Raw genomic sequence first — 13427 nt, 5'->3', positions numbered from 1 at the left:
CTGGCCCCCGACCTAATCAGGGTCCTGCTCCCTTTCGGGCGCGGATTCCTCATTTCGCAAATACGCACGCCAAGGACGTGACAGCAGACAGACTGCTGTCTCGAACAGTGGTGGTACTTGTGGAATGGCTGTCCGGGGACCGACCGGAGTCGGCGCTCACGTCGGACAACTCGGAGAACCATACGGATCCTGCCGGGGCGTGTCAACCCACCGCCTCGTCCCACTCTCCGGGCGTACTCTGGACCGCATGACCACGCGTACGTACAGCCAGTTCTGGTGGGCCGCCTGACGGCGGCCGCCCCTTACGTGCGCACTCGACGGCCGCCGCCTCGGCGGCCGTTTCTGTTTCTCCCTCCAGGACTCCGAGGGGCGGCCGGCCAAGGACGGCAGCCTCGGACCGGAGACGGAGAAGAGAAGAGATGACACGGGTCTTCAGTGGGATCAAGCCGACCGGGCACCTGACGCTGGGGAACTATCTGGGCGCCATGCGGCAGTGGGCCGCGGTCGACCAGCACCAGGCGGACGCGCTGTTCTGCGTCGTCGATCTGCACGCGCTGACCGTGCACCACGATCCCGCGCGGGTGCGCAGGCTGAGCCGGCAGGCGGCGACGTTGCTGCTGGCGTCCGGGCTGGACCCCTCGCTGTGCACGCTGTTCGTGCAGAGCCACGTGGACGAGCACGCGCGGCTGTCGTACCTGCTGGAGTGCGTGGCCACGGACGGCGAGATGCGGCGGATGATCCAGTACAAGGAGAAGGCCGCGCGGGAACAGCGGCGGGGCGGGAGCGTGCGGCTGTCGCTGCTGACGTATCCGGTGCTGATGGCGGCCGACATCCTGGCGTACGGGACGGACGAGGTGCCGGTCGGGCACGACCAGACGCAGCACGTGGAGCTGGCGCGGGATCTGGCGGTGCGGTTCAACCAGCGTTACGGGCACACGTTCGTGGTGCCGCGGGCGACGAATCCGTCGGTGGCGGCTCGGGTGATGAATCTGCAGGACCCCATGTCGAAGATGGGGAAGAGCGACGACACGGGGCCGGGGATCGTCTATCTGCTGGACGAGCCGGACGTGGTGCGGAAGAAGTTCATGCGGGCGGTGACCGACAGCGGGCGGGACGTCGTGTACGACAGGGAGTCCCGGCCGGGGGTGGCGAATCTGCTGGAGATCCTGGCTGCGTGCTCGGGTGGGAACCCGGAGGCGTTGGCCGGTGTATACGAGTCGTACGGGGATCTGAAGAGGGACGCCGCGGAGGCGGTGGTCGAGGTGCTGAGGCCGGTGCGGGAGAGGCACAAGGAGTTGTGCGCGGATCCCGGCTATGTGGAGGGGGTGCTGCGGGATGGTGCGGAGCGGGCGCGGAGCATGGCCCGGCCGACCGTGGATGCCGCTTACCGGGCGATCGGCTTGTTGCCGGCGAGCTCTGATACCGGGGCGCCCGCGCTGAACGCGGCTCGGTAGGCACGGGGACTGGTGGCGAGGCGCGATGCGAAGTGCTGGCGCATCGTGACCTCGCTGCCGAAGCCCGCGCGGCGGGCTACCTCGGGCATGGGGAGGTCGGTGCGTTCGAGAAGGCGCTGGGCCGCGGCGATGCGCTGGTCGAGGAGCCAGCGCAGCGGGGTGGTGCCGGTCGCGGCGGTGAAGTGGCGGGCGAAGGTGCGCGGGGACATGCCGGCGTGGGCGGCCAGGTCGGCGACCGTGAGCGGTTCGTGGAGATGGCGCAGGGCGTGCTCGCGTACGGCGGCGAGGGCGTCGGCGTCGCGGTCGGCGCGAGGGGTGGGGTGCTCGATGAACTGTGCCTGGGTTCCGGTGCGGAAGGGGGCCGTGACCATGGAGCGGGCGATGGTGGCGGCGGCCTCGGCTCCGTGGGCGAGGCGGATCAGGTGGAGGCAGAGGTCGATGCCGGCGGCGGTGCCGGCCGCGGTCCAGATGTTGTCGTCCTCGATGAACAGGGCGTCGGGGACGACGGTGACGTGGGGGTGGTGTGCGCGGAAGAGGTCGATCAGGTTCCAGTGGGTGATGGCGCGGCGGCCGTCGAGGAGTCCGGCCTGGGCGAGGGTGAAGGCGCCGCCGCAGAGGGCGGCGAGGGTGGTGCCGCGGGCGTGGGCGTGACGGAGGGCGTCGAGGACGGGGGGCGGTGCGGGGGTGAGGTGGTCGTCGAGGCCGGGGACGAGGATCAGGTCGGCGTCGGTCAGCCAGGCGAGGGGGCGGTCGGGGAGGAGGGTGAGGCCGCCGCGCATGGGGACGGGGGTGGTGTCGGTGGCGACGCGGCGCAGTTCGAAGGCGGGGGCGCCGCGGTCGGTGCGGTCGGGGCCCCAGACCTCGGTGATGACGGAGACGTCGAAGGCGCGGATGCCGGGGAAGGCGACGAGGGCCACGCGGTAGGGGGCTGCCATGTGTGGCAGTAAACCATCGATCGCTGACTTTCAGACCTCTGGGAGCCGGTGCCGCCGGGCGGCACGATCGTGTGCATGGACATCGCGCAGAACGCAGCACTGGTGGTCGTGGACGTGCAGAAGGGCTTCGAGGAGGTCGACTTCTGGGGAACGCGCAACAACCCGGCGGCGGACGACAACATCGCCGCCCTCATCGACGTGTGGCAGTCGACAGGTCGGCCGGTCGTCTTCGTGCGGCACGACTCGGTCAAGCCCGGGTCGCCGTTGCGGAGCGGGTACGAGGGCAACGGGTTCAAGGAGTACGTGGAGCGGCGGCGTGGGAAGGGGGGCGGGGCCGAGCTGCTGGTCACCAAGAGTGTGAACTCGGCGTTCCTCGGGGCGCCGGACCTGGGTGCCTGGCTCCGGGAGGCGGGGATCTCGCAGGTCGTGCTGGCCGGGATCCAGACGAACATGTGCGTCGAGACGACGGCGCGGATGGGCGGGAACCTCGGGTACGAGGTCGTGGTCGCGTTCGACGCGACGTACACCTTCGACCTGGAGGGGCCCTTCGGCTGGCGGCAGAGCGCGGACGAGCTGGCGCGGGCGACGGCGGTGTCGTTGCACGGGGGCGGGTTCGCGACGGTGGTGACGACGGAGGACGTCCTGACCGCGGCGGAATGAGCCCCCGTGCGGGGCTCGGGCCGGTCGTCAGTCCTTGGTGCCGCTCGCGAGTTCGCGGCTGCGGTCGCGGGCGGCTTCGAGGGCGGCGATGAGGGCGGCTCGTACGCCGTGGTTCTCGAGTTCGCGGATGGCGTTGATGGTGGTGCCGGCGGGGGAGGTCACGTTCTCGCGCAGCTTCACCGGGTGTTCGCCGCTGTCGCGGAGCATCGTCGCGGCGCCGATCGCGGACTGGACGATCAGGTCGTGGGCCTTGTCGCGGGGCAGGCCGAGCAGGATGCCGGCGTCGGTCATGGCTTCGACCAGGTAGAAGAAGTACGCCGGGCCGGAGCCGGAGAGGGCGGTGCAGGCGTCCTGCTGGGACTCGGGTACGCGGAGCGTCTTGCCGACGGCGCCGAAGATCTCCTCGGCGTGGGCGAGGTGGTCGGCGGTGGCGTGGCTTCCGGCGGAGATGACCGACATGGCCTCGTCGACGAGGGCGGGGGTGTTGGTCATGACCCGGACGACCGGGGTGCCGGTGGCGAGGCGGTCCTCGAAGAAGGCGGTGGGGATGCCGGCGGCTCCGCTGATGATCAGGCGGTCGGCGGGGACGTGGGGGGCGAGTTCGTCGAGGAGGGCGCCCATGTCCTGCGGCTTGACCGTGAGGATCAGGGTGTCGGCGGTCTTGGCGGCTTCCTGGTTGGAGACCGGGGTGACTCCGTAGCGGGTGCGGAGTTCGTCGGCTCGTTCCTGGCGGCGGGCGGTGACGAGGAGGTCGGTGGGGGCCCAGCCTGCGCGGATCACTCCGCTGAGCAGGGCTTCGCCGATTTTTCCGGTGCCGAGGACTGCGACTTTCTGGGTCATGGCTGTTGGTGCCCTCCGGGGGTGGGTCGTCCCTCGTCATCCTTGCATCCCGGGGGCGGGCGGGGGTGGTGCGTCCAGTGGGCGGGACGTGGGGGGCGGGTTGCTGTCGAGGGTTTTTCGCCCCCGCCGCCCTTTCCCGTCCCTGGAGGCCGTGTCGCCGGACCCCCTTCGGCCCGGACGGCCTCGTCCTCGAGCGCCGGGCGGGCTGGTTCATGCCGTTCGGCGCTTCAGCGTCGCCGCTCCCAGGCCCAGGACCAGGAGGGCGCAGCCCGCGACGATCAGGGTGTCGCGGACGAAGGCCGTCGTCACGTCGGTGTGCTTCAGGACCTCGTTCATGCCGTCGACCGCGTAGGACATGGGGAGGGCGTCGGAGACGGTCTCCAGGACCGGGTGCATGGTGTCGCGCGGGGCGAAGAGGCCGCAGAGGAGGAGCTGGGGAAAGATCACCGCCGGCATGAACTGGACCGCCTGGAATTCGGAGGCCGCGAAGGCCGAGACGAAGAGGCCGAGGGCCGTGCCGAGGAGGGCGTCGAGCAGGGCGATCAGCAGGAGCAGCCAGGGGCTGCCGGTGACGTCGAGGTCGAGGAACCAGACGGCGAGGCCCGTGGCGAGGGCGGACTGGACGATCGCGAGGGCGCCGAAGGCGAGGGCGTAGCCGGCGATGAGGTCGCCCTTGCCCAGCGGCATGGCGAGGAGGCGTTCGAGGGTGCCGGAGGTGCGTTCGCGCAGGGTGGCGATCGAGGTGACCAGGAACATCGTGATCAGCGGGAAGATCCCGAGGAGCGATGCGCCGGTGGTGTCGAAGGTGCGCGCGCTGCCGTCGAAGACGTAGCGGAGCAGGAACAGCATCAGGCAGGGGATGAGGAGCATCAGCGCGATGGTGCGCGGGTCGTGGCGGAGCTGGCGCAGGACCCGGGCGGCGGTGGCGGTGGTGCGGGAGGCGCTGAGGGCGCGCGCCGGGGCGGATGCGGTCGTGCTCATCAGGTCGTCTCCTTCGTGCGGCTCGCCGCGAGTGCCTCGTCGACCAGGTGGAGGAAGGCCGCCTCGACGGTGTCGGAGCCGGTGCGGGTGCGGAGGGCGTCGGGGGTGCCGTCGGCGAGGATTCCGCCCGCGCGCATGAGCAGGAGCCGGTGGCAGCGCTCCGCCTCGTCCATGACGTGGGAGGAGATCAGGAGGGCGGCGCCGCGTTCGGCGGCGAGGGTGTGGAAGAGCTGCCACAGGTCGCGGCGCAGGACGGGGTCGAGGCCGACGGTGGGTTCGTCGAGGACCAGGAGTTCGGGGGTGCCGAGGAGGGCCACGGCGAGGGAGACGCGGCTGCGCTGGCCGCCGGAGAGGTTGCCGGCGAGGGCGTCGGCGTGGGTGGTGAGGTCGACGTCGGCGATCGCGCGGGTGACGTTCTCGTGGCGGCGGTCGGCGGCTGCCCGGCCGGGGTCGAGGATCGCGGCGAAGTAGTCGAGGTTCTGGCGGACGGTCAGGTCGTCGTAGACCGAGGGCGCCTGGGTGACGTAGCCGATGCGGGTGCGCAGGGCGGGGTGGCCGGCGGGGCTGCCCAGGACGTCCAGGGTGCCGGTGACCTTGGCCTGGGTGCCGACGACGGCGCGCATCAGGGTCGACTTGCCGCAGCCGGAGGGTCCGAGGAGGCCGGTGATCCGACCGCGCGGGACGGTGAAGTCCAGGCCGCGCAGGACGGTGCGGGAGCCCCGGACGACGGTGAGGTCCTGGGCGTGGACGGCTGGTCCGTCCGGTGGCCGGGAGGAGTAATTCATCATGTGATGAATACTCCTCCCGGGCCGCGCGCGACGTCAAGCCGTCGGGCTCGGGGGCGTCGTGGCGAGGAGGAGGACGACGTCGTAGGTCTCCTCGACGGCGCCGTCCGGGAAGGCCGCGGTGAGGTGCTCGCGCTGCTCGGCGAGGAAGGCGGCGGTGCGTTCCTCGCCGTGTACGAGCAGGACCGAGTGGCTGGCGAGGTTGGCCAGGCGGGTGTCGACGGGACGCGGCGGCCCCAGCGGATCTCCCGGCGGGTGAAGTGCAGGAGGCCGGCGGCGCGGGCGTTGGTGTTGCGCCGCTCGGCGGCGGGGTTCACGCCGAAGCGGCGTGCGGTGCGTTCGGCTTCCTCGGCGATCCAGGGCACGTCGAGCGCGTCGGTGTTCCACCACAGGGCGAGTGCGCCGCCCGGCCGCAGGACCCGTATCGCCTCCGGGACGGCACGGGCGGGGTCGGTCCAGTGCCGGGCCCGGGCGTAGGCGAGGAGGTCGGCGCGGTGGCCGGCGAGGGGGAGGGCGTTGCCGCTGCCCCGGACGACCGGCACGTCGGGAAGGGTGCGGCGGAACTCGGCCGCCATCCCCTCGCCGGGCTCGACGGCGATCACGTGGGCGCCGCGCGCGTGCAGACGGGCGGTCGCGATGCCCGTACCGGCACCGACGTCCACGACCCGGCGAGGGGGCGGCCGGTCAGCTCCTCGATCGCGTCGAAGAGGGCGGGCGGGTAGGAGCGGCGGTTGGCGGCTTACTGGGCCGCGGCCGCGTTGAAGGAGCGGGCTCGGGCGCGGCGGTCGGCTCCGGATGTCGTCATACGGCCATGGTGGCCGGGGTCCGCGGTGGGGTCAGGAGCGGCGGCGCTTCTTCGACGGGTTGCCCGAGCGGCGGGTGGTGCGCTTCTCGTACTCCTCGCGGGCCTTGTCGTACTCCGCGCGGTGGAGCTTCTCGCCCGGGGCCTCGGTGAAGGTGCGCAGGAAGTAGGCGAGGAGGGAGCCGACGAAGCCGATGGCCAGCAGGCCGCGCAGGGAGGCCTGGCGCTCGGGGTCGGGGCGGACGGTGAAGGCGGACCAGGTGTGGCGGAAGGCGAGCGAGCTGCAGATCGCGAACATCACGACCATGAGCAGCGAGACGAAGCTGCCGACGTCGGCGATCCGGAGCCCGTCGTAGGCGATGCGCAGGACGAGGCAGGCGGCGGCCGCGGCGGCGAGGGAGCCCACCGCGACGCCTACGCGGCGGACGGTGTAGCCGCCGGAGTGGTCGACCCAGGTGGTGCCGAAGAAGCGGATGGGCTCGGGCCGGGGGCCGGCGGGGGTGCCGCTCGTGTCGTTCTCTGCTGCGCTCACGGGTCGATTGTGTCTCCTCCCCCGCGTGCCCACTCGGGTCCCCCTCCCCTGCCGGGCCCCGCCGCGGCAGCCGTGTCCACGGCCCCGCATTCGGCGTCGTCCTCGTCGTCTCCGCGGCGCTCTACGTCGTGGCGGCCCTGGTGATGCTCGCGCTCCCCGGGAACGTCGACCGGTGAGTCCGTGCCGGGCTCCCTCCGCCGGCGCCTCGCCGGCGGAGGATCACTGGCAGCGGGAGGTGACGTACCCGTCGCTGCCGGTGCGGACGTACGCGTCGGAGACGTACTGGCCGCTGCCGATGTTGTCCCAGATGTTCGAGGTGCCGTACGGGCCCGACACCCACGTGCCCGGTTTCTGGCAGCTGATCCGGACCTGGGCGCCCTCGGACAGGACCCGGACGACGGAGTAGTCGGTGCCGGGGCCGCTGCGGACGTTCAGCCGGTGGCCCGGAGCGACCGGGTAGGAGCGGACGGCCGTGGCCGCCACCGCCGCCTCCTCGTCTCCGCCCGCGATGTCCCGGATCTGGTCGACAGACATGAGAAAACCTCCCCCGTTGCGCCCCACGACTGTCGTGGGGCCACGTTCATTCCCCTGGAACCAGTCATGAAACACCAGTTCGCCATTGGCACGCGAGGAGGGCACGCCGCCTCGGCCCCCCGGCCGCCATCGACTAGGCTCCGAGCGTCGCGCGCGCGGACGAACAGCACGGGGGTGGTTCCATGGCGTCGCAGCGGAGTGCCGGAGCGAGCGCGGAAGCGGAACTTCCGGAGTACGCCGGTCACTACCGTCTGGAATCCTGTCTGGGCTCGGGTGGCATGGGCGTCGTGCATCTGGCAAGGGGCACCTCCGGGATGCGGGTCGCGGTGAAGGTCGTACACGCCCGGTACGCCATGGACCCCGAGTTCAGAGGGCGGTTCCGGCAGGAGGTGGCCGCCGCGCGGCGGGTGAGCGGGGCTTTCACCGCACCGGTCGTCGACGCCGATCCGGAAGGCGTACGGCCCTGGATGGCCACCCTGTACATCCCCGGTCCGACGCTCTCCGAGCAGGTGAAGCGGAACGGCCCCATGGACCCGGACCAGTCACGTCGGCTGATGGCCGGGCTGGCGGAGGCGCTGCGCGACATCCATCGGGTCGGGGTCGTGCACCGGGACCTGAAGCCGAGCAACGTCCTGCTCGCCGAGGACGGACCGAAGGTCATCGACTTCGGCATCTCCCGGCCGAAGGACAGCGAGCTGCGCACCGAGACGGGGAAGCTGATCGGCACGCCGCCGTTCATGGCGCCCGAGCAGTTCCGGCGGCCCCGGGAGGTGGGCCCCGCGGCCGACGTGTTCGCGCTCGGATCGCTCATGGTGCACGCGACGACGGGACGCGGTCCGTTCGACTCCGACAGCCCGTACGTCATCGCCTACCAGGTCGTGCACGACGAGCCCGACCTGACCGGCGTACCGGAGTCGCTCGCGCCGCTGGTGCTGCGGTGTCTCGCCAAGGAGCCCGACGACCGGCCCACGCCGGACGAGCTGATGCGGGAACTGCGGTCGGTGTCGGCGGCGTACGACACGCAGGTGCTCATACCGGCGCAGCGGACGCGGGAAGCGCCGCAGACACCCGAGGGGGCCGCGCCGGAGCTCCTGGCGGACGCGCCCGCGAAGCGGCCCGTGCGGCGCCTCGGCAGGAGGACGGTCCTGGTGGCCGGGGTGCTCTGCCTCGCCGTGCTCGGCGGGCTCGCCTCGGTGCGGGTGTTCGGCGGCGAGGAGACGGCGCGGAAGACCCCGGCCACGCAGGGCGCGCCGGGCGGCTTCGGCGTGTGGGAGACGGTGCCCGGCCCGGAGGACGGCGGCATGCCCCAGTGCTCGTACGGGGCGGGGAAGCTGCTGTGCGCGCTGCCCGGCCTGGTCCTCGCCCTCGATCCGGCCGACGGCCGCACCCTGTGGCGGCACGACGTCGCGGGGACGACACGGAACGAACCGCCGGTGGTGTCGGGCGGTCTCGTCCAGCCCTCCGCCGACCTGATCGGCGACCTGGAGGCGCTCGATCCGGCCACCGGCGAGCCGGCGTGGCGGGGGGAGCCGCCCGAGTACGACGGAATGCGGACGGTCGGCGACATGCTCCTGCTGACCCGCTCCGACGGGACGGTCACGGGCGTGGCCGGCGCCTCCGGTGAGACCAGGTGGTCCCGCCGGATCCCGGGGCAGGCCGTGCCGTACTTCTCCTCGTTCGCCGTGGAGTCGGAGGATGCGGACGGGCTGTCGGCGTACGCGGCGAGCCCGTCCGGGGACGGGAACAGGACCCGGGTCACCGCGGTGGATCCGGCGACGGGCGACGTGCGGTGGGACGCGGAACTGGAGGGGACGCTGACGCCCGTGGGAGCGGCGGACGGGGCCGTGTACCTCATCGTCGAGGGCGCCGCCTACGGGGACGCGAAGGCCGTGCTCCGCTACACGCCCGGCACCGGGGACGCCCACCGGGTGACGCTGCCCGCGCCGGTCGAGCAGGTGCGGGCCGGCGTGCACGGGGACACCGTGTACCTCATGGGCGCGGGCGGCTCGCTGGTGGCCGTCGACATGGCGGCGGGCGAGCAGCGGTGGCGGCTGGAGACGGGCGTGAGCCGGGGCTCGGAGCCCGTCTCCGACGGACGGCACGTGTACGTCACCGCTCCCGACGGGCGGCTGCTGGGCGTCGACGCCCGCGCGGGCGAGCTCCTCGGGCAGACCCGGCCGCGGCTCGGCGCCGAAGCCGACCGGGTCCCCGACGCGCTGCCCGCGCCGGTGCTCGCGGACGGCCACGTCTACTCCGGTGCGCCCGACGGGACCGTGTTCGCCGTGGACGGGCGGGACCCGGGCGCCTGGTAGCCGAAGGGACCGCTGGAGACCGCCCGCGGCGGGGGCGGCCCTCCGCGGGCGCGGGTCAGCCCAGCTTGCCGACGTCCCGCACCGCGCCCTTGTCCGCGCTGGTGGCCATCGCCGCGTACGCCTTCAGGGCGGCCGAGACCTTGCGGTCGCGGTTCCTCGGGGCGTACCGGCCGTTCAGGGCCTGCTCGCGGCGGGTCAGTTCCGCGTCGTCGACCAGCAGCTCGATCGAGCGGCCGGGGATGTCGATGCGGATGCGGTCGCCGTCCTCGACCAGGGCGATGGTGCCGCCCGAGGCCGCCTCCGGGGAGGCGTGGCCGATGGACAGGCCGGACGTGCCGCCGGAGAAGCGGCCGTCGGTGATCAGGGCGCACGTCTTGCCCAGGCCCCGGCCCTTGAGGAAGGACGTCGGGTAGAGCATCTCCTGCATGCCGGGGCCGCCCTTGGGGCCCTCGTAGCGGATGACGACGACGTCTCCGTCGGTCACCTGCTTGTTGAGGATCTTCTCGACGGCCTCTTCCTGCGACTCGCAGACGACCGCCGGGCCCTCGAAGGTCCAGATGGACTCGTCCACGCCCGCGGTCTTCACGACGCAGCCGTCGACGGCGAGGTTGCCCTTGAGGACCGCGAGGCCGCCGTCCTTGGAGTAGGCGTGCTCGACGCTGCGGATGCAGCCGCCCTCGGCGTCCTCGTCCAGCGCGGCCCACCGCTCCGACTGGGAGAACGCCTCGGCCGAACGGACGCAGCCGGGCGCCGCGTGCCACAGCTCGACGGCCTCCGGCGAGGGGGAGCCGCCGCGCACGTCCCAGGTCTTCAGCCAGTCCGACAGGGAGGGGCTGTGGACGGCGTGGACGTCCTCGTTGAGCAGGCCCCCGCGGTACAGCTCGCCCAGCAGGGCCGGGATGCCGCCCGCGCGGTGCACGTCCTCCATGTAGTACGTGCGGTCCTTGGCGACGTTCGGGGCGACCTTGGCCAGGCAGGGGACGCGGCGCGAGACGGCGTCGATCTCCTCCAGGCCGAACGGCACACCGGCCTCCTGGGCCGCGGCCAGCAGGTGCAGGATCGTGTTGGTGGAGCCGCCCATCGCGATGTCCAGGGCCATCGCGTTCTCGAAGGCGGCGAAGGAGGCGATGCTGCGGGGCAGCACCGTCTCGTCGTCCTGCTCGTAGTAGCGGCGGGTGATGTCCATGACGGTGCGGGCCGCGTCCTCGTACAGGGCCCTGCGGGCCGTGTGCGTGGCGAGGACCGAGCCGTTGCCCGGCAGGGAGAGGCCGATGGCCTCGGTCAGGCAGTTCATCGAGTTGGCGGTGAACATGCCGGAACAGGATCCGCAGGTCGGACAGGCGTTCTCCTCGATGCGGAGGATGTCCTCGTCCGAGATCTTGTCGTTCACGGCGTCGGAGATCGCGTCGACCAGGTCGAGGGTGCGGACGGTGCCGTCGACGAGGGTGGCGCGGCCGGATTCCATGGGGCCGCCGGAGACGAAGACCGTGGGGATGTTGAGCCGCAGGGCGGCGTTCAGCATGCCCGGCGTGATCTTGTCGCAGTTGGAGATGCAGATCAGGGCGTCGGCGCAGTGCGCCTCGACCATGTACTCCACGCTGTCCGCGATGAGGTCGCGGGAGGGCAGGGAGTAGAGCATGCCGCCGTGGCCCATGGCGATGCCGTCGTCGACGGCGATGGTGTTGAACTCGCGCGGGATGCCGCCGGCCTCCCTGATGGCCTCGCTGACGATCCGGCCGACGGGCTGGAGGTGGGTGTGTCCGGGCACGAACTCGGTGAAGGAGTTCGCCACCGCGATGATCGGCTTGCGGCCGATGTCCGCGCCCGGTACACCGGAGGCTCGCATCAGGGCGCGGGCGCCCGCCATGTTGCGGCCGTGGGTGACTGTGCGGGACCTCAGCTCGGGCATCGTCGCTCGCTCCTTCGGAGAGTTGTGACCGTCGTCGAGCGTACGCCGGTCATTCAGGGAGTGGGACGAGACGTCCGGAATGCGGGACGAACGTCTCCGTGGACACGGGGGGCGGCCGGGGGTCTCAACGCCCGGTGAGGTGCCTCTGCACCACCGGCGCCACCCGCCCGATGATCTGCTCGGCGTCCGCCGAGGCCAGCGGCTCCACCCTGATCACGTACCGGATCATCGCGATGCCGACCAGCTGGGCGGCGGCGAGCTCGGCGCGCAGCTCCGCGTCCGGGACGTCGAGCCGTCCGGCGATACGGCTCAGCAGCTGGCCGGCGACCAGGCGGCGGAAGACGCCGGCCGCGATCTCGTTGTTCACGGCGGAGCGGACGATCGCGAGCAGCGGGGCCCGGGTGACCGGGCTCTCCCAGAGCCCGATGATCATCCGGGTCATCCGTTCGCCGGCCTCGTCGAGCGGTCCCTCGAGCACCGCGTCCCGCGCGGTGAGCACCGGCGCGAAGGCGACCTCGACGGCTGCCTCGAACACCTGCTCCTTGGTACCGAAGTAGTGGTGCACCAGCGCGGAGTCCACCCCGGCGGCCTTGGCGATGCCCCGGACGGACGTCTTCTCGTACCCGCGGACCGAGAACTCCTCGCGGGCCGCGTCGAGGATGCGGTCCCGGGTGCCGGCCGATTCCGTACGAGGGGGACGGCCGCGGCGCCGGGCGGCGCCGTCGCTCCGCGCGGGGGCGGCGGGGGCCGCGGCCGGGGCGTCCGGACCGTCGCTCGCGGTGGTGCCGGTCATCGCCGCGGCGCCTCGATCGTGGAGGCGGAGGACAGGTGCCGGCGGGTGAACGCCAGCGCCTCGGCCAGGTCGGCCTCGCGCTCCGCGCTCGACATGGCCCGGCGGGTGTTGACCTCGATGACGACATGGCCGTCGAAGCCGCTCGACGCGAGGCCCTCCAGCACCTCGGCGCAGGGCTGGTCGCCGCGGCCGGGCACCAGGTGCTCGTCCTTGGCGGAGCCCTTGCCGTCGGCGAGGTGGACGTGGCCGAGGCGGTCGCCCATGCGGTCGATCATCCCCAGGGTGTCGGTGCGGGCGGTCGAGGCGTGGCTGAGGTCGATCGTGAAGTGGCGGTAGTCCTCCTTGGTGACGTCCCAGTCGGGGGCGTACGCGAGCATCTCGCGGTCGCGGTAGCGCCAGGGATACATGTTCTCGACGGCGAACCGCACGTCGGTCTCGTTCGCCATCCGCCAGACGCCGTCCACGAAGTCGCGGGCGTACTGCCGCTGCCAGCGGAAGGGGGGATGGACGACGACCGTGCTCGCGCCGAGCTTCTCGGCGGCCGCCCGGGCCCGCTGGAGCTTGGTCCAGGGGTCGGTGGACCACACGCGCTGCGTGATGAGCAGGCAGGGCGCGTGGACGGCCAGGACGGGGATGCGGTGGTAGTCGCTGAGTCTGCGCAGGGCCTCGATGTCCTGGCTGACCGGATCGGTCCACACCATGACCTCGACGCCGTCGTACCCGAGGCGCGCGGCGATCTCGAAGGCCGTCGCCGTCGACTCCGGGTAGACGGAGGCCGTCGACAGGGCGACCTTCGCATCCGGGATGCGGACTACGTCCCTTGCTTCTGCCACGAGCCTCAGATTACGTGGTGGGGCCGGGTGGATGCGGGGTGCCCGTTCGCCGTTGTG

Annotated in this window: 12 protein-coding genes and 1 pseudogene; 3 read left to right on the top strand and 10 right to left on the bottom strand. The window is 72.3% G+C overall.

The features are described 5' to 3' along the window. The first annotated feature begins 419 nt into the window (after positions 1-419). A complete protein-coding gene (trpS, locus tag ACZ8ZB_RS18920) occupies positions 420-1454 on the top strand; it encodes a tryptophan--tRNA ligase (protein ID WP_470738876.1) in 1035 nt (344 codons plus the stop codon). Here trpS and ACZ8ZB_RS18915 read toward each other — a convergent pair. Continuing rightward, the gene (locus ACZ8ZB_RS18915) at positions 1385-2389 is read right to left on the bottom strand and encodes a GlxA family transcriptional regulator (protein WP_470738875.1); all 1005 of its coding nucleotides are present in this window, start codon (positions 2387-2389) and stop codon (positions 1385-1387) included. The two genes, trpS and ACZ8ZB_RS18915, sit on opposite strands and share 70 nt — an antisense overlap. A 75-nt stretch (positions 2390-2464) precedes the next feature. Here ACZ8ZB_RS18915 and ACZ8ZB_RS18910 point away from each other — a divergent pair, with 75 nt between their 5' ends. Further along, positions 2465-3049, top strand: a complete 585-nt coding sequence (locus ACZ8ZB_RS18910; protein ID WP_470738874.1) for a cysteine hydrolase family protein — start codon at positions 2465-2467, stop codon at positions 3047-3049. Between the two features lie 27 nt (positions 3050-3076). Here the strand turns inward: ACZ8ZB_RS18910 and proC are convergent, their stop codons facing one another. From proC to ACZ8ZB_RS18880, 6 genes and pseudogenes are all read right to left on the bottom strand, one after another. Then, positions 3077-3889: a pyrroline-5-carboxylate reductase gene (gene proC / locus ACZ8ZB_RS18905; RefSeq protein ID WP_470738873.1), complete on the bottom strand. Its 813-nt coding sequence runs from the start codon at positions 3887-3889 to the stop codon at positions 3077-3079. 210 nt (positions 3890-4099) lie between these two features. Then, positions 4100-4870 (bottom strand): ABC transporter permease, encoded by a 771-nt coding sequence (locus ACZ8ZB_RS18900; RefSeq protein WP_470738872.1) that lies wholly within the window; start codon positions 4868-4870, stop codon positions 4100-4102. After that, positions 4870-5658 (bottom strand): ABC transporter ATP-binding protein, encoded by a 789-nt coding sequence (locus ACZ8ZB_RS18895; protein ID WP_470738871.1) that lies wholly within the window; start codon positions 5656-5658, stop codon positions 4870-4872. The genes ACZ8ZB_RS18900 and ACZ8ZB_RS18895 overlap by 1 nt, the downstream gene beginning before the upstream one ends. A gap of 33 nt (positions 5659-5691) precedes the next feature. Further along, positions 5692-6460 (bottom strand): annotated as a pseudogene (locus tag ACZ8ZB_RS18890) (class I SAM-dependent methyltransferase). Between the two features lie 31 nt (positions 6461-6491). Next, positions 6492-6989, bottom strand: coding sequence for an EamA/RhaT family transporter (locus ACZ8ZB_RS18885; RefSeq protein ID WP_470738870.1), 498 nt, complete (start codon positions 6987-6989; stop codon positions 6492-6494). A 219-nt stretch (positions 6990-7208) separates the two neighbouring features. Next, positions 7209-7523 carry an SH3 domain-containing protein gene (locus tag ACZ8ZB_RS18880; RefSeq protein WP_470738869.1) on the bottom strand — a complete coding sequence of 105 codons (315 nt, stop codon included), beginning with the start codon at positions 7521-7523 and terminating at the stop codon, positions 7209-7211. Between the two features lie 182 nt (positions 7524-7705). Between ACZ8ZB_RS18880 and ACZ8ZB_RS18875 the strand changes: the two genes are divergently transcribed. Further along, entirely contained in the window at positions 7706-9835 is a 2130-nt protein-coding gene (locus tag ACZ8ZB_RS18875) for a serine/threonine-protein kinase (protein WP_470738868.1), read from the top strand. A gap of 55 nt (positions 9836-9890) precedes the next feature. Here ACZ8ZB_RS18875 and ilvD read toward each other — a convergent pair whose 3' ends face one another. The 3 genes from ilvD to ACZ8ZB_RS18860 all read right to left on the bottom strand — a co-directional run bounded on the left by ilvD (position 9891) and on the right by ACZ8ZB_RS18860 (position 13370). Beyond that, positions 9891-11744 (bottom strand): dihydroxy-acid dehydratase, encoded by a 1854-nt coding sequence (gene ilvD, locus ACZ8ZB_RS18870; protein WP_470738867.1) that lies wholly within the window; start codon positions 11742-11744, stop codon positions 9891-9893. A gap of 124 nt (positions 11745-11868) precedes the next feature. Then, a complete protein-coding gene (locus tag ACZ8ZB_RS18865; RefSeq protein ID WP_470738866.1) occupies positions 11869-12537 on the bottom strand; it encodes a TetR/AcrR family transcriptional regulator in 669 nt (222 codons plus the stop codon). Then, positions 12534-13370 (bottom strand): sugar phosphate isomerase/epimerase family protein, encoded by an 837-nt coding sequence (locus ACZ8ZB_RS18860; protein ID WP_470738865.1) that lies wholly within the window; start codon positions 13368-13370, stop codon positions 12534-12536. The genes ACZ8ZB_RS18865 and ACZ8ZB_RS18860 overlap by 4 nt, the downstream gene beginning before the upstream one ends. Positions 13371-13427 lie beyond the last annotated feature (57 nt).

This window comes from Streptomyces sp. 12E (genome assembly GCF_055633275.1).
The sequence above is the reverse complement of the archived record's forward strand: the minus strand, read 5'-3'. Positions and strand labels throughout refer to the sequence as shown.